This window comes from Kribbella sp. NPDC051620 (genome assembly GCF_044453825.1).
GTDB lineage: Bacteria > Actinomycetota > Actinomycetes > Propionibacteriales > Kribbellaceae > Kribbella.
On sequence record NZ_JBITDB010000004.1, the window covers coordinates 856675 to 872066 of the forward strand.

General features: G+C 69.0%; 13 protein-coding genes. All 13 read left to right on the forward strand.

The window, feature by feature from the left end:
- Positions 1-213: 213 nt before the first annotated feature.
- From ACIA12_RS23155 to ACIA12_RS23215, 13 genes are read left to right on the forward strand one after another with little or no spacing between them, the layout of a single operon-like run.
- Positions 214-1080: an ABC transporter permease gene (locus ACIA12_RS23155; RefSeq protein WP_396369106.1), complete on the forward strand. Its 867-nt coding sequence runs from the start codon at positions 214-216 to the stop codon at positions 1078-1080.
- Positions 1067-1882, forward strand: a complete 816-nt coding sequence (locus ACIA12_RS23160) for an ABC transporter ATP-binding protein (RefSeq protein ID WP_396369107.1) — start codon at positions 1067-1069, stop codon at positions 1880-1882. The genes ACIA12_RS23155 and ACIA12_RS23160 overlap by 14 nt, the downstream gene beginning before the upstream one ends.
- A gap of 2 nt (positions 1883-1884) precedes the next feature.
- Entirely contained in the window at positions 1885-2979 is a 1095-nt protein-coding gene (locus ACIA12_RS23165; RefSeq protein ID WP_396369108.1) for a glycosyltransferase, read from the forward strand.
- Positions 2976-4301, forward strand: a complete 1326-nt coding sequence (locus ACIA12_RS23170; protein ID WP_396369109.1) for a glycosyltransferase — start codon at positions 2976-2978, stop codon at positions 4299-4301. Before ACIA12_RS23165 ends, ACIA12_RS23170 begins: the two co-directional genes overlap by 4 nt.
- Positions 4302-5243 (forward strand): hypothetical protein, encoded by a 942-nt coding sequence (locus ACIA12_RS23175; RefSeq protein ID WP_396369110.1) that lies wholly within the window; start codon positions 4302-4304, stop codon positions 5241-5243.
- Between the two features lie 4 nt (positions 5244-5247).
- A complete protein-coding gene (locus ACIA12_RS23180; protein ID WP_396369111.1) occupies positions 5248-6468 on the forward strand; it encodes a glycosyltransferase in 1221 nt (406 codons plus the stop codon).
- On the forward strand, positions 6441-7076 hold the full coding sequence (locus tag ACIA12_RS23185; protein WP_396369112.1) for an acyltransferase: 636 nt from the start codon (positions 6441-6443) through the stop codon (positions 7074-7076). The genes ACIA12_RS23180 and ACIA12_RS23185 overlap by 28 nt, the downstream gene beginning before the upstream one ends.
- Entirely contained in the window at positions 7073-8164 is a 1092-nt protein-coding gene (locus ACIA12_RS23190) for a DegT/DnrJ/EryC1/StrS family aminotransferase (protein ID WP_396369389.1), read from the forward strand. The genes ACIA12_RS23185 and ACIA12_RS23190 overlap by 4 nt, the downstream gene beginning before the upstream one ends.
- Positions 8165-8167: 3 nt before the next feature.
- Positions 8168-9208 (forward strand): Gfo/Idh/MocA family protein, encoded by a 1041-nt coding sequence (locus ACIA12_RS23195; RefSeq protein ID WP_396369113.1) that lies wholly within the window; start codon positions 8168-8170, stop codon positions 9206-9208.
- Entirely contained in the window at positions 9208-10269 is a 1062-nt protein-coding gene (wecB, locus tag ACIA12_RS23200; RefSeq protein WP_343967380.1) for a non-hydrolyzing UDP-N-acetylglucosamine 2-epimerase, read from the forward strand. Before ACIA12_RS23195 ends, wecB begins: the two co-directional genes overlap by 1 nt.
- Before the next feature lie 4 nt (positions 10270-10273).
- Positions 10274-11458 carry an acyltransferase family protein gene (locus ACIA12_RS23205; RefSeq protein WP_396369114.1) on the forward strand — a complete coding sequence of 395 codons (1185 nt, stop codon included), beginning with the start codon at positions 10274-10276 and terminating at the stop codon, positions 11456-11458.
- Positions 11459-11483: 25 nt separating this feature from the next.
- Positions 11484-12785 carry a nucleotide sugar dehydrogenase gene (locus tag ACIA12_RS23210; RefSeq protein WP_344844599.1) on the forward strand — a complete coding sequence of 434 codons (1302 nt, stop codon included), beginning with the start codon at positions 11484-11486 and terminating at the stop codon, positions 12783-12785.
- Positions 12782-15391, forward strand: a complete 2610-nt coding sequence (locus tag ACIA12_RS23215) for a glycosyltransferase family 4 protein (RefSeq protein WP_396369116.1) — start codon at positions 12782-12784, stop codon at positions 15389-15391. The genes ACIA12_RS23210 and ACIA12_RS23215 overlap by 4 nt, the downstream gene beginning before the upstream one ends.
- Position 15392: the final 1 nt, after the last annotated feature.

A 15392-nucleotide genomic window follows, 5' to 3' on the forward strand; every position in this document is an offset into this window, starting at 1 on the left:
ATTGTATATTCCAGATAACGATCGGCGGAGGTGACTCCTCGGTCGGTTGCGACGTTCGGTAGCCGTCTGTGCGTCGCTGCTCACCCAGGAGGCACGCTGTGTCGTCGGTCCCGACGCCAATCCGCTACTCTGCTTCCGGTTTGCGTGGCCCCTTCGCCGTGGACCCGTTCGGCTTTCGATGACTACGACCGTCCCCAGAGAGGCGTCGCCTGAATGAACGCGACTAGCGTCGACGAGGAGTTCAACCCGTCGGTGCATGTGTACGAACCGCACAAGGTGGGCCTGCCGCCCCTCCGCCCGTACTTCAAGGCGCTGTGGGAGCGACGGGAGTTCGCGGCCGAGATGTCGCGGACCGGCATCCGCGCGGCCAACACGAACACTTTCTTCGGGCAGGTGTGGCTGGTCCTGAACCCGCTGCTGCTGGCCGCTGTGTACTACCTGCTGGTGGACATCATCGCGGGCGGCGCCGGCAAGGACGGCGCCGGCGCGCGTTTCGCTCACATGTGTGGCGGGCTGTTCGTCTTCTACTACTTCTCCAGCGCGATGCTGTCCGGGGCGGCCAGCGTCGTCGGCGGCGGCAAGCTGCTGATGAACATGTCGTTCCCGCGGATGCTGCTGCCGCTGGCCGCGCTGCGGACCGCGTTCTTCCGGTTCCTGCCGACGATGGTCGTCTACCTCGGCATCCACCTGGTCACCCGGCAGAAGTGGCACTGGGTGATGTTGCTGGCACCGGTCTTCCTGATCTGCCTGACCGTCTTCGCGGCCGGCATGGGGATGATCTTCGGCGCGCTGCAGGTGTACTTCCGCGACACCACCAGCTTCCTCCCCTACTTCGTCCGGATCTGGCTCTACCTGTCGCCGGTGCTCTGGTACGCCGACCAGGCCCCGGCCAAGTTCAAGGGCTTCATCCAGTACAACCCGCTGTACTGCCTGATCGGCGGCTGGACCGACCTGCTGGTCCGCGGCGACGTCCCGGAGCTGAAGATGTGGATCGGCGCCGTCTTCTGGGCCGTGGTGGCCGGTGTGGTCGGCTCGTTGTTCTTCATGTCGAGGGAGCGTGAGTTCGTTGTCCGTCTCTGAGGCCGAGAAGAAGTCGATGCAGAACAAAGATCTAGGTCCGGCCGTCAAGGTCCAGGACGTCTCCATCACCTACCGGACCACGTTCGAGCGGGTACCGACCTTCAAGAGCGCCCTGGTCCGGCTGGGCCGCGGCGAGCGCGCGGTCCGCGAGGTCAAGGCGGTCCAGAACGTCTCCTTCGACGTCGATCACGGCACCACGATCGGCATCATCGGCGCGAACGGCGCCGGCAAGTCGACGCTGATGCGTTCGCTGGCCGGCATCCTGCCGCCGACCAGCGGCCGGATCGAGGTGCACGGCCGGGTCAGCACGCTGCTGTCGCTGGGCGTCGGCTTCAACGCGGCGCTGTCCGGCAAGGAGAACGTCGTCCTGGGTGGGCTGGCGGCCGGTCTGAGCCGCAAGGCGATCCAGGAGCGGTACGAGGAGATCGCCGAGTTCGCCGAGCTCGGCGACTTCATGGAGATGCCGATGCGGACGTACTCGTCCGGCATGTTCAGCCGGCTCGCGTTCTCGGTCGCCGTGCACATGGACCCCGACATCCTGCTGATCGACGAAGCCCTGTCGGCCGGTGACGCGTCCTTCAAGCAGAAGGCCGCGGACAAGATGAAGGAGCTCGTCACCAACAGCCGGACGATGTTCCTGGTCAGCCACGCGATGAGCAGCGTCCGCGACCTGTGCAACGACGCCATCTGGCTCGACCACGGCAAGCTGATGATGCGCGGTACCCCGGACGAAGTGATCGCCGCCTACACGAAGTTCCTGCAGGTCAGCGCCAAGAGCGCTGCCACCCTCGAGGACTTCTGACGATGCGATCCACCCCCGTGCCGGACGTGGGCATCATCACGTCCGGCCACGACGTCGCCGACGCGCGGCTGCACAAGATCACCGCAGCCCTGCGGAAGCGTGGTCTGAACGTCGAGTTGTGGGGGCTCGGCGACCCGGCCGGAGGACCGGCCGGCGCCACTGTTCACGCCGGCGACCGGGGCAGTCTCGTCCAGCGACTGGCCCGGACCGCCGTACTGCCCTGGCGCACCAGCGCCAAGGTGGTCGTCACCGTCGATCCGGACATGATCCCGATCACCCGGCTCGTCACGAAGTTGCGCCGCCGCAAGATGGTGGCGGACGTTCACGAGGACTATGGCCGGTTGCTCCGCGACCGAGCCTGGGCGAGAGGCCCGGTGGGGCTGCCGGCCCGGCTGATGGTGGCCCTGAGCACCCGGCTGGCAGCCGGGGCCGATCTCACGGTCGTCGCCGATTCCCACCTCTCGCCCCACCAGGCCAAGCACCGGATGGTTGTCACCAACCAGCCGGTCGCGGCTTTTCTGGCCCCGGCACCGCCGTCCGGTGAGCCCCGGGTGGTCTACGTCGGCGACCTGCGGGTGAGCCGCGGCCTGTTCGACATGGTCGACACCATCGCGGCCGCGCCGGGCTGGTCGCTGGACCTGATCGGCCCGGTCGCCGGCGCCGATCGCGACGAGCTGGAACGCCGGATCGCCCAGCCCGATGTCGACGGCCGGATCCGGTTGCACGGCCGCCAGCCACCGGCCGAAGCCTGGCGGATCGCCGAGGGAGCCTGGGCCAGCCTCGCGCTGCTCCAGCCGACCCCGGCGTTCATCGAGGCGATGCCCTCCAAGATCTACGAGTACCTCGCGAGCGGGCTGCCGGTGGTTTCCACCAGGTTGCCCCGGCAGACGAGGATCATCGAGGAATCCGGCGGTGGTGTGCTGATCGACACCGTCGCCGAGGCCGCGGAGACGTTGCGCCGTTGGTCCGACGACCCGGGTGAGCTGGAGAAGCTGCGCGACTGCGCACTCCAGTGGGCCGCCGACCACCTGCCCTCGACGACGCCGTACGACGAAATGGCTGACGCCATCCAAGACCTGCTGCGAGGAAGTGCATGAACCAGGCCCGCCCACACATGCTGTACGTCTGCTGGGGCTACCCGCCCTGCCGAGGCGGTGGCGTCTACCGCGCGCTGGCGACGGCGAACCGGTTCGCCGAGCAAGGCTGGAAAGTCACCGTGCTGACCGCGGACAAGGAGACGTTCCACCGCTTCACCGGCGCCGACCTGACGCTGGAGGAACGGATCCACCCCGACATCGAGATCGTCCGGGTGCCGTTCGAGTGGCCGATCCTGGAGGCCGACCTGCGCAAGTGGTCGAAGTCCCGGGCGCAGAACCCGAAGCTGTGGAGCAAGTGGCGCACCAAGCGCGACCAGATCCCCTTCCCCGAAACGGGCTACGGCCCGTGGCGGAGCACGATCGAGAAGGCCGCCGAACAGATCCACCAGGCGAACAAGGTCGATCTGACCGTCGCCACCGCGAACCCGCACGTGACGTTCGCGGCGGCGTACCACCTGTTCAAGAAGTTCGACGTGCCGTACGTGATGGACTACCGCGACGCGTGGCTGCTGGACGTCTTCAGCGGCGACCGGCTGCACGAGCCGAACAGCCGCGCCGCCCGCTGGGAGCGCAAGCTGGTCAAGGACGCCCGGGAGGTCTGGTTCGTCAACGACCCGATCCTCGACTGGCACAAGGACCTCTACCCCGAGCACGCCGGCAAGATGCACACGGTCGCGAACGGTTTCGATCCCGACCTGGTGCCGTCGACGCAGGACCGCGGCGCGGTGACCGATCGCCCGCTGGTCTTCGGCTACGTCGGCACGGTCTCGCCGAAGGTTCCGCTCGGCGACTTCGTCAAGGGCTGGCAGCTGGCCAAGCAGCAGTCCGAGGACCTGCGCGACGCCAAGGTGAAGATCCACGGCTACCTCGGGTACTACGCGCAGCCGCGGGCCGACATGCTCGCCATCATCAACAACGCCGCCGACGACCAGGTCAGCTACGAGGGCCCGGTCGGCAAGGCGGAGATCGCCAAGGCCTACGACGAGTTCGACGTCCAGCTGCTGATGCTGGGCAAGGGCCGGTACGTGACGAGCGGCAAGGTCTTCGAGTACCTGGCGACCGGGTTGCCGATCGTCTCGGTGCACGACCCGATCAACGCGGCGTCCGACGTACTGCGTGGGCATCCGCTCTGGTTCCCGGTGAAGGACGTGTCGGATCCGGAGGCGATCGCCGAGGCGCTGATCGAGGCCGCCCGCGCGGCTCGTACCGCTGACGAAGGCATCCGGGCGAAGGCACGGGAGTTCGGTGCGAGCTACCGCCGCGACCTCCAGATGGACCCGCGGATCAAGGCACTGAGCGAGCGCGTTGGGGCGGTGGTCTGAATGAAGGTCGTACTCCTGAGCACCCGGCGGCTCCCGCCGACGTACTTCGACACCGTCCGAGCCGACCTCGGCAGCCCGGAAAACCTGGACCTCGACGTAGTCGCCTGGGTCCCCCCCTCCGGCCCCGTAGACGGCCTGGTCAAAAGCTTCACCCTCGTCGGCCCCGGCCGCATGCCGGTAGCAGTCGTTCCCCCCGCCGAGCCGGTAGAAGCACCGGCTGACGCCGACGAAATCCCAGTCGCCGTCTCCGAGTCAGCAAAGGCCCCGGCCCCCGAGGCTGTCGTCGACGAGAACGCGGTCGAGTCCACCGACACGGAGGCCGACGAGGTCGCCCAGGCGACGGAGGCGGCCGAGAGCTCCGCCGAAGGCGGCGAGCCCGGTGCGGGCGGCGCCGGGACCGGCTCCGCCTCCCGAGCCGACGAGGTCGCCGAAGGCGACGAGTCCGGCGGTAGCACCGATGGCGCGGCCGCCTCCACCACCTCGTCTTCTCCCGCCGAGGTCGCCGCAGGCGACGAGGCGGCGCAGGCGCAGGCCGAGGCGATCAACGAGCCGAAGCCGGCTCCGGCTGCTCCCAAGCCGGTGGCGAAGCCGCGGCCTACTGGGGCTAAGCGGGTTGTCAAGGCTGCTCAGTGGCGGGCTCGGAAGTTGCGGCGGGCCGGCGGGCGGATGTTGCCTTCGGCAATCAAGAAGTCGGGGCCGGTGAAGAAGCTGACCCAGAACCGCAAGGCCGACAACCTCGCGAAGACCTACTGGAGCAGGGTCAACACCCGCGCCGACGTGATGAAGACGATCGAGCAGGCCGACGTGATCATCGCGCTGGACGGCGGATCCGTGTGGGCCGGCTGGCAGATCGGCCAGGTCCGGACGGAGACCCCAGTAGTACTGGGCCTCCCCGCCGCCCGCCGCGAGCTCGACCGGCTGGTCGGAGCGGGGCAGGAGTGACGAAATGCCGGACCGGGCTGGTGGGGTGGACGTGCAGGTGACAACTGCGCGAACACTTCGTGACCACCTGCCGACGCCGATCGCCAGGACCGCGGGTGCGGTCCGGCGACGGCTGAAGGGGCTGCGGTACAGCTACGCGCAGCTACCGGAGTTCCCGCAGGTGGCCGACACCCCGGTCCGGCTGTTCATCGGTCCGACCAACAGCGCCGGCCAGGGCTACGCCTGGGCCCGCGCGGCCGACACGATCGACGGCGTCTCCGCGGTGAGCTTCTCGGTCCACCGCAAGGGCCAGTTCCAGTTCCAGGACGACTACGGCGTACCGCTGGTCTGGTTCGGCCAGCCGCGCTGGCAGCGAGCCCAGGAGCAGCACGTCCTGGGCTCCTACACGCATGTCCTGATGGAGTCGCTGCGTCCGCTGTTCGGCGCCCGCGGCCTGAAGGACGGCTTCACCGAGCTCCAGCAGCTCAAGGACGCCGGCATCAAGCCCGCCCTGCTCTTCCACGGCTCCGACATCCGCCTCCCGAGCCGCCACGCCAAGCGCGAACGCTGGTCCCCGTTCACCCCGGGCGACCCGCTGACCGATCGCCTGGAGACGCAAGCAGCCCGGTTCGCCGAGCTGGTCGCCGCAGCGGACGTACCGGTGTTCGTATCGACGGTCGATCTGCTGGACGACGTACCGACCGCGCACTGGCTGCCCGTCGCGATCGACCCGGCGCCGTGGGCCCAGGCAGCTAGACCACTCTTCTCTACCGACCGGCCGGTCGTCGTCCACGTCCCGTCGAGCGCGCAGCTCAAGGGCAGCGACCGCATCGACGAGGTGCTGACCGGGCTCGCGGACAGCGGCCTGATCGAGTACCGGCGGATCAGCGGCGTCAGCCACCAGCAGATGCCGACCGTGATCGGCGACTCCGACATCGTTGTAGACCAGCTGCGTATTGGCCTTTACGGGGTCGCCGCGGTCGAGGCGCTGGCCGCCGGGCGTTTGTGCGTTTCTTACGTCGGTTCGGCGGTTCGCGATCGGGTGCGTAGTCTGACTGGGCGTGAGGTGCCGATCGTCGAGGCGGATCCCGATTCGCTCGCAGGCGTCGTCACCGACCTGCTCTCCGACCGTACGGCGGCCGCCGAGCAGGCTGCCGCAGGCCCCGCCTTCGTGGCGGAGTTGCACGACGGGCGGCGTTCCGCCCATGCACTTACCGAATGGTTCGACCCGAAGGAGAGCTTGTGACGTCCCGGATCGCAGCGTCGGCAGATGTCGACGCGAGCGCGCAGATCGGCGACGGATCGTCGGTCTGGAACCTGTCCCAGATCCGCGAGAACGCGGTCCTGGGCAAGAACTGCATCATCGGCCGCGGCGCCTACATCGGTACCGGCGTGACGCTGGGCGACAACTGCAAGGTCCAGAACGATGCCCTCGTCTACGAGCCGGCCGTGCTCGAGGACGGCGTCTTCATCGGACCGGCGGTCGTGCTGACCAATGATCACTTCCCGCGCGCGATCAACCCGGACGGCACGCTGAAGAGCGCGTCGGACTGGGACGCCGTCGGTGTGACGCTGCGCACGGGCAGCGCTGTCGGCGCTCGCTCGGTCTGCGTGGCGCCGGTCACGATCGGCCGCTGGGCGACCGTCGCCGCGGGTGCGGTCGTCACCAAGGACGTGCCAGACTTCGCGCTGGTCGCGGGGGTCCCGGCCCGCCGGATCAAGTGGGTCGGCAAAGCAGGCGTTCCGTTGCAGGAGGTCGGCAACGGCGACTGGAAGTGCCCGCAGACGGGCGAGATGTACATCGAAACCGACGGACGGCTGCGGCCGGCCGGCGAAAACCAGGAGGAGAACTGATGGTGCAGCCGATTCCGGCCGCGAAGCCGATCATCGGGCAGGAGGAGCGGGAGGCAGTCGACCGTGTGATGCGCAGCGGAATGCTCGCCCAGGGTCCTGAGGTCGCTGCCTTCGAGCAGGAGTTCGGCGCAGCGCTGGTCTCCGGCCGAGCCTGCGTCGCGACGAACTCGGGCACCTCGGGTCTGCACCTGGGCCTGCTGGCCGCGGGCGTCGGCCCGGGCGACGAGGTCATCGTCCCGTCGTTCACCTTCGCCGCCACCGCCAACAGCGTGGCGCTGACCGGCGCCACCCCGGTCTTCGTCGACATCGAGCCGACGTACTTCTGCCTGAGCCCGGCCGCCGTCGAGGCCGCGATCACGGACAAGACCAAGGCGATCATGCCGGTGCACCTGTTCGGCCACCCGGCCAACATGACCGAGCTCGGCGCGATCGCCGAGAAGCACGGCCTGCACCTGTACGAGGACGCCGCGCAGGCGCACGGCGCGACCTGGAACGGCGCGCCGGTCGGCACCTTCGGCGAGTTCGCGATGTTCTCCCTGTACCCGACCAAGAACATGACGTCGGGTGAGGGCGGCATGAACTCGGTCGCGAACGCCGACCTCGAGCGCCGGATGCGGCTGTTCCGCAACCAGGGCATGCTCAAGCAGTACGAGAACGAGGTCGTCGGCCTGAACAACCGGATGACCGACCTGCACGCCGCCATCGGCCGCGTCCAGCTCACCAAGGTCGGCGGCTGGACCAAGCAGCGGCAGGAGAACGCGACCTTCCTGGACGCGAACCTGCAGGGTGTGCAGATCCCGACCGTGGCCCCCGAGGCCACGCACGTCTACCACCAGTACACGATCCGGGTCACCGACGACCGCGACGGTTTCGCCGACGCGCTCCGCAACGAGCACGGTGTCGGCTGCGGCGTCTACTACCCGATCCCGAACCACCGCCTCCCGTCGTTCCAGCGCGAGCTGGACCTGCCGGAGACCGAGAAGGCCGCTGCCGAGGTGCTCTCGCTGCCGGTCCACCCCTCGCTGTCCGAGGAAGACCTGAACCGGATCGTGACCGCGGTCGCGACCGTCGCCAAGGCAGGTGCGTGAACCATGGCTAACCTCCGCGCTGGACTGATCGGCCTGGGCATGATGGGCCGGCACCACGCCCGCGTGCTGGGCTCCCTCGAGGGCGTCGACCTGGTCGCCGTCGCCGACCCGGGTGGCGACAAGCACGGTGTGGCCAACGGCCTGCCGGTGCACGAGAACGTCGAGCAGTTGATCGCCGCCGGCATCGACTACTGCATGGTCGCGGTCCCGACCCAGTACCACACCGAGATCGCCAAGGCGCTGGCCGAGGCCGGCGTGCACGCGATGATCGAGAAGCCGCTGGCCGGCTCCTCGTCCGAGGCCGCTGAGATCGCCAAGGCCTTCGAGGCCGCCGGCGTGATCGGCGCGGTCGGTCACATCGAGCGGTACAACCCGGCGCTGCAGGCGCTGCGGGTCCGCCTCGAGGCCGGCGAGCTGGGCGACATCTACCAGATCACCACCCGCCGCCAGGGCCCCTTCCCGGCCCGGATCGCCGACGTCGGCGTGGTGCTCGACCTGGCCACCCACGACATCGACCTGACCGCCTGGGTGACCCAGTCGCCGTTCGCGTCGGTCTCGGCCCAGAGCGCGCACAAGTCCGGTCGCCAGTACGAGGACCTGATCGCCGTCACCGGCAAGCTGCAGGACGGCACCGTGACCAGCCACCTGGTCAACTGGCTGTCCCCGATGAAGGAGCGGCTGACCGTCGTCACCGGTGAGCGCGGCGCGTTCATCGCCGACACCCTGACGGCCGACCTGTCCTTCCACGCCAACGGCACCGTGCAGACCGCCTGGGACGACGTCGCGCACTTCCGCGGTGTCTCCGAGGGCGACATGATCCGCTACGCGATCGCCAAGCCCGAGCCGCTGAAGGCCGAGCACGAGGCGTTCCGGGACGCCATCCTGGGCAAGGAGACCGACATCGTCACCCTGCAGCAGGGTCTGGCCACCGTCGTCGTCGCCGAGGCCGTCATCCAGTCCGCCGCGGAAGACGGCAAGTCGGTCGCGCTGACCGATGCCGTCAACGGCGTCCTGGGCACGGAGAACGCGGGAGCCGCGCAGTAATGAAGGTTCTCAGCGTCGTGGGCGCCCGCCCGCAGTTCGTGAAGCTCGCCCCGATCGCGGAGGCGTTCGCCGCCACCGACCACGAGCACGTGATCGTGCACACGGGGCAGCACTACGACAAGAACATGTCCGACGTGTTCTTCGCCGACCTGAAGATCCCGGCCCCCGACGTCCACCTGGGCGTCGGGTCGGGCAGCCACGGTGTCCAGACCGGCGCGATGCTGTCGGCCATGGACGCCGTACTGGACGAGCACCGCCCGGACTGGGTGCTGGTCTACGGCGACACCAACTCGACCCTGGCCGGCACCTTGTCGGCGGTGAAGATGCACCTGCCGGTCGCGCACCTCGAGGCCGGCCTGCGCTCCTTCAACCGCTCGATGCCGGAGGAGCACAACCGCGTGCTCACCGACCACGCGGCCGACATCCTGCTGGCACCGACCGAGGTGGCCATGGGTCACCTGGCCAACGAGGGTCTGAAGGACCGCTCGCGGCTGGTCGGCGACGTCATGACGGACGTCTGCTTCCGGGTTCGCGACGCGGTGAAGGACCAGCCGCTGGAGCTGCCGGACGGACTGAAGCGCGGCGAGTACCTGGTCTCCACCATCCACCGGGCCGACAACACCGACGACCCGGAGCAGCTGGCCGCGATCGTCGACGGCCTGGCCGCGCTGGACACCCCGGTGCTGCTGCTCGCGCACCCGCGCCTGGTCGCGCGCTGCGCCGAGTTCGGCATCAAGCTGGAGCGCCCGGGTGGTTCGCTGCACACCGCCGAGCCGCTGGCCTACCCGCAGATGGTCGCGGCGGTCCTGGGCTCGGTCGGCGTCGTGACGGACTCGGGAGGCCTGCAGAAGGAGGCCTTCCTGCTCGGTACGCCGTGCACCACGCTGCGCACCGAGACCGAGTGGACCGAAACCATCGAAGACGGCTGGAACGTGCTCACCACGGACCTGTCGAAGCTGCCCGAGCTGGCCGTCCGGCCGGTCCCGACGGCAGCCCAGGCCGCGCCGTACGGCGACGGTCAGGCCGCCGGCCGGGTCGTCGCAGCACTCGCCGCAGGATAGGACGATGACGAAGGCCGCCGAGGAGAAATCACCGGGAACCGAGGAAGTCGCGCCCGCGCCGCTGGCTCATGACGAGCCACCGGCGCCGGTGCCGACCGACACGGTCACCGAGCCGCCCAGGAAGCGGCTGCCACGAGTCGAGTCGCTCACCGGCCTGCGCTGGTGGGCGGCGTTCTTCGTGTTCACGCACCACATGACGAACCTCGCGCCGCTGCCGATCTTCAAGTTCCTCACCTACGGCACGTCCGGGGTCACCTTCTTCTTCGTCCTGTCCGGGTTCGTGCTGACCTGGTCGGCGCAGCCCGGGACGAAGGTCCGGACGTTCTACCGGCGCCGGTTCGCCCGGATCTGGCCGGCCCACGCGGTCGCCCTGATCGCTGCGGTCTTCGTCTTCTACCGCTTCCACCCGGACCCGGCGATGAGCTGGATCAAGCCGTTCGACATCGGTGTCCTGCTGCTGTCGCTGGTCCTGCTGCACGGCTGGTCCAACGACCCGACGATCCTGTACTCCGGTAACCCGGCGTCCTGGACCCTGTCGGTGGAGGCCTTCTTCTACGCGTACTTCCCGTTCGTCTGGCGGGCCACCCAGCGGCTGAAGCTGACCGGTGGGCTGATCCTGTGCGCGTCGGTGATCGTGATCGGCGCGGGGTACAAGCTGCTCCTGTTCCACAACCCGCACTCGTTGCCGACGCTGCCGCAACCGGTCTGGCACTCGGTCGCGTTCCTGTTCGGCATCGGCCTGGCGATCGCGCTGCGGTCGGGCTGGCGGCCGTGGCTGCCGTTCCCGCTGGCGTTCGCTGTCTTCGCGGTCGGGATCTACACCCTGTACTACTCCGGCCTGCACCGGACGGTCCCCTTCGCCACCACCATGGCGCTGACCCAGAAGGAGATCCTCACCGTCCTGTACGGCCTGCTGATCCTGTCGGTCGCCGCCCGGGACATGCGCGGCGGCCGGTCGCTGTTGCGCAGCAAGCCGCTGGTCGCGCTCGGCCAGTGGTCGTACTCCTTCTACCTGGTGCACGCCACCATCCTTTACGCGATCCGTGAGTTCCACGGCGTTTCCGCTCCGGCCAGCTGGTCGAACCTGACCTGGTACGCCGGGGTGCTGGCGCTCTCGATCGCCGCCTCAGCCTTGCTCTACAAGTGCGTTGAGCACCCACTGGAGAAGCGCCTGCGAGGTCCCCGATGAATGATTCTTACCAAGTGGAGTTTTCGTGCGTATCGCAGTAGTTGCCCTAGGCAAGATCGGACTGCCGCTCGCGGTGCAGTTCGCGACCAAGGGACACCAAGTCGTCGGTGTCGACATCAACCAGGCGTTCGTTGATCTGGTCAACGCGGGCAAGGAGCCGTTCCCGGGTGAAGCTCACCTGGGTGAGCTGCTGGCCGAGACCGTAGCCGACGGCCGGCTGCGGGCCACCAGCGACTACGCCGACGCCATCCCCGGCGCCGACGCGGTCGTCATCGTGGTCCCGCTGTTCGTGGACGAGAAGACCGGTGAGCCGGAGTTCGGCTGGATGGAGAACGCGACGCGTTCGCTGGCCCAGCACCTGACCCCGGGCACCCTGGTCAGCTACGAGACCACGCTGCCGGTCGGCACCACCCGCAACCGCTGGAAGCCGCTGATCGAGGAGGTCTCCGGCCTCACCGAGGGCAGCGACTTCCACCTGGTCTTCTCGCCCGAGCGGGTGCTGACCGGCCGCGTCTTCGCGGACCTGCGCAAGTACCCGAAGCTGGTCGGCGGGCTGTCCGAGGAAGGCGCCAAGCGCGCCATCTCGTTCTACGAGTCCGTGCTCGACTTCGACGAGCGCGCCGACCTGCCGCGCGGCAACGGCGTCTGGGACCTCGGTTCGGCCGAGGCGTCGGAGCTGGCGAAGCTGGCGGAGACCACCTACCGCGACGTCAACATCGGCCTGGCCAACCAGTTCGCCCGGTTCGCCGCGCAGAACGGCATCGACGTCCACCAGGTGATCGAGGCGTCGAACTCGCAGCCCTACAGCCACATCCACCGTCCCGGCATCGCCGTTGGCGGCCACTGCATCCCGGTCTACCCGCGGCTGTACCTGTGGACCGACCCGGAGGCCACCGTGGTCCGGGCCGCCCGTGAGGCGAACCTCGACATGCCGGAGTACACCATCGGTCTGCTCGAGGGCGCGTACGGCGACCTGGCCGGCGCGAAGGTCGTCGTGCTGGGCGCCTCCTACCGCGGTGCGGTGAAGGAGACCGCGTTCTCGGGTGTCTTCCCGGCTGTCGAGGCGCTGAAGTCCCGTGGCGCCGAGGTGTTCGTGCACGACCCGATGTACTCCGACGAGGAGCTGCAGGGCCTGGGCTTCACGGCGTACCACTTGGGCGAGCCGGTCGACGCGGCGGTGCTGCAGGCCGACCACCCGGAGTACAAGCAGCTGACCCCGGCCGAGCTGCCGGGCGTGCAGGTGCTGGTGGACGGTCGCGACGCGACCGACGCCGCGCGCTGGGCGGGTGTCCGTCGGATCGTGATCGGAAGGTCGGTCCGCCAGTGACGCGTTCCCCGGAGCAACTTCGGGTGGTGATGCTCGTCGCGAACGCGGTCACCAACGACAGCCGGGTCCGTAAGGAGGCAGCAGCGCTGGCCCAGGCCGGAGTACAGGTGACTGTGCTCGGGGTCGCGAGCTGGGGTGAACCGCAGTCGCGCGAGATGCTCGACGGCGCCATGGTCGTGCGCGTCGCGGTGCCGTTCACCCTGCGCGAGGAGAAGAAGTTCGTCCGGAAGAAGCACCGTGAGTGGCGGCCGCCGTTCTTCGGGTACAAGACTCCGCGCGCGTACCGGGCCCGCAGCCTTCGGGTGCAGGCCGGGCTCAAGGAGATCAAGGCCGACTCCGGCCACGCGATCGGAGCCCGGAAGGCCGGCAAGACCGGGCCGCTGGCCTACAAGGTCGGCGTCCTGGGCCGGCTGGTCCGCCGGAGCGGTTGGCAGGCCGCCCGGCGCGGGATCTGGCTGCGCAAGGGTCTGGGCAACGCGATCGACAAGCCGTTCCGCGCGGGCTGGCGGGCGTACGACGGCGTGGCGCACCGGCTGACCTGGCCGGCTCGCTGGCGCCGGGTGCACCCGGATGCGCTTGACTACGAATACGCGTTCGGCGACCTGATCGACCGGCTCGAGCCGGATGTCGTGCACGCGCACGACATGCACGTGATCGGCGTGGCCGCACGTGCGGCCGGCCGGGCGAAGCTGCGCGGCAAGGACCTGAAGGTGGTCTACGACGCGCACGAGTACGTGCCGGGCATCGCGCTGTACGGACCGCGCACGCGCAAGTTCATCGCGGCCTGGGCCAAGCACGAGGCCGAGTACATGGGTGCCGCCGACCGGGTCATCACGGTCAGCACCGCGATCGCCGACCGGCTGGAGAAGGAGCACAAGCTCCCGGTCAAGCCGACCGTCATCCTGAACACCCCGGACATCCCGGACGTGGTCGAGATCGAGCGGGACATCCGGGCCAAGGTCCGGCTGCCGCGCGAGGTCCCGTTGCTGGTCTACAGCGGCGGCATCACCGCGGTCCGCGGGATCGAGACCGCGATCCAGGCCATGCCGAGCATGCCCGGCGTGCACCTCGCGATTGTCGCCGTACCGTCGCCGAAGCAGCCGGCCGTCGACGTCCTGCGCAAGCTGGCGGAGTCGCTCGGTGTCGAGGACCGGATGCACTATCTGTCCCCGGTCGCGCCGCACGAGGTGACCGCGTTCCTCTCCACGGCCGACGCCGGCATCATCCCGATGCTGCGGGCGCCGAACCACGAGATGGCGATGCCGAACAAGCTGTTCGAGTACAGCCTGGGCGGGTTGCCGGTGCTGGTCAGCGACATGGCCAGCATGAAGGAATGGGTCACCCGGCACGGCATCGGCGAGTACTTCGAGGCCGCGAACCCGGCCAGCTTCGCGGAGAAGGCGAAGCTGCTGCTGAGCCGCACCGAGACGTACCGCGAGCGGCTGGCGGACCCGGCGTACAAGCACACCTCGGCGTGGAGCGGGCAGGCCGACAGCCTGCGCGCGCTCTACACCGAGATGCTCGGCCGCAAGCAGCTGGAGCCGTCGATGGAGGTCGACTCCGAGGCGCCCGGCCGCCGGCTGCTGATCGGGCCGACGAACAGCGCCGGTCAGGCGTACCTGTGGACGACCGCCGTGACCCGCGAGGTCCCGTCGATCGCCGCGGAGTCGCTGTCGACCAACAGCGGCAAGTTCGACTTCAAGGTGCACCGCAGCGCCACGTTCGAGCAGTACCGCGACGACCTGCGCTGGCAGCTGGAGCTGACCGCGTGGGCGCTGCAGAACGTCACCCACGTGCTGTTCGAGGCGGGCCGGCCGATGTTCGGCCAGCTGAAGGGTCAGATGTGGACCCTGGACGTTCCGATGCTCGACGCGGCCGGGATCCGGCACGGTCTGGTCTTCCACGGTTCCGAGGTGCGTGACCCGGCCCGGCACCGGGCGAGGTACCAGTTCTCGCCGTTCGCCGACCGCAACGACGAGCTGACCGTCCGGCTGCAGGCGGCCAACGACCTGCTCCGCGAGCACCTCGCCGGGTACGAGGGGCCCAAGTTCGTCACCACGCCCGACCTGGTCGAGTACGTCGAGGGCAGCGAGTGGCTGCCGGTCGTCGTCGACCCGGACGAGCTGGCTTCGACGACGCCGGTGCTGGAGCGTGAGGTGCCGGTGGTGCTGCACGCGCCGTCGGCGAGCGCGCTGAAGGGTTCGGCGTTCGTCGACCCGGTGCTGACCGACCTCGATGCTCGCGGTCTGATCAAGTACCAGCGGGTGCAGAACGTTCCGCACCCGGAGCTGGTGGCAATGGTCAAGGACGCGGACATCGTCGTCGACCAGCTGCTGCTCGGTTCGTACGGGGTCTTCGCCTGCGAGGCGATGGCGGCCGGCCGGATCACCGTCGGGCACGTCGCGGACCACATCCGTGACCTGCTGCCGACCGATCTGCCGATCGTGGAGTCGACGCCGGACGACCTGACCGAGGTGATCGAGCGGCTCGTCGCCGAGCGCGAGGAGTCCCGCAAGGTGGCTGACGCCGGGACGCGGTACATCCGTGAAGTACACGATGGGCGCAAGTCCGTCGAGGCATTGTTGCCCTTCCTCGGCGGAAGGTGAC

Excerpts from the sequence above, each read along its gene's own strand:
- ACIA12_RS23155 (WP_396369106.1), top strand. The coding sequence starts at position 214 with ATGAACGCGACTAGCGTCGACGAGGAGTTCAACCCGTCGGTGCATGTG.
- ACIA12_RS23165 (WP_396369108.1), top strand. The coding sequence starts at position 1,885 with ATGCGATCCACCCCCGTGCCGGACGTGGGCATCATCACGTCCGGCCAC.
- ACIA12_RS23170 (WP_396369109.1), top strand. The coding sequence starts at position 2,976 with ATGAACCAGGCCCGCCCACACATGCTGTACGTCTGCTGGGGCTACCCG.
- ACIA12_RS23175 (WP_396369110.1), top strand. The coding sequence starts at position 4,302 with ATGAAGGTCGTACTCCTGAGCACCCGGCGGCTCCCGCCGACGTACTTC.
- ACIA12_RS23180 (WP_396369111.1), top strand. The coding sequence starts at position 5,248 with ATGCCGGACCGGGCTGGTGGGGTGGACGTGCAGGTGACAACTGCGCGA.
- ACIA12_RS23185 (WP_396369112.1), top strand. The coding sequence starts at position 6,441 with ATGGTTCGACCCGAAGGAGAGCTTGTGACGTCCCGGATCGCAGCGTCG.
- ACIA12_RS23195 (WP_396369113.1), top strand. The coding sequence starts at position 8,168 with ATGGCTAACCTCCGCGCTGGACTGATCGGCCTGGGCATGATGGGCCGG.
- wecB (WP_343967380.1), top strand. The coding sequence starts at position 9,208 with ATGAAGGTTCTCAGCGTCGTGGGCGCCCGCCCGCAGTTCGTGAAGCTC.
- ACIA12_RS23205 (WP_396369114.1), top strand. The coding sequence starts at position 10,274 with ATGACGAAGGCCGCCGAGGAGAAATCACCGGGAACCGAGGAAGTCGCG.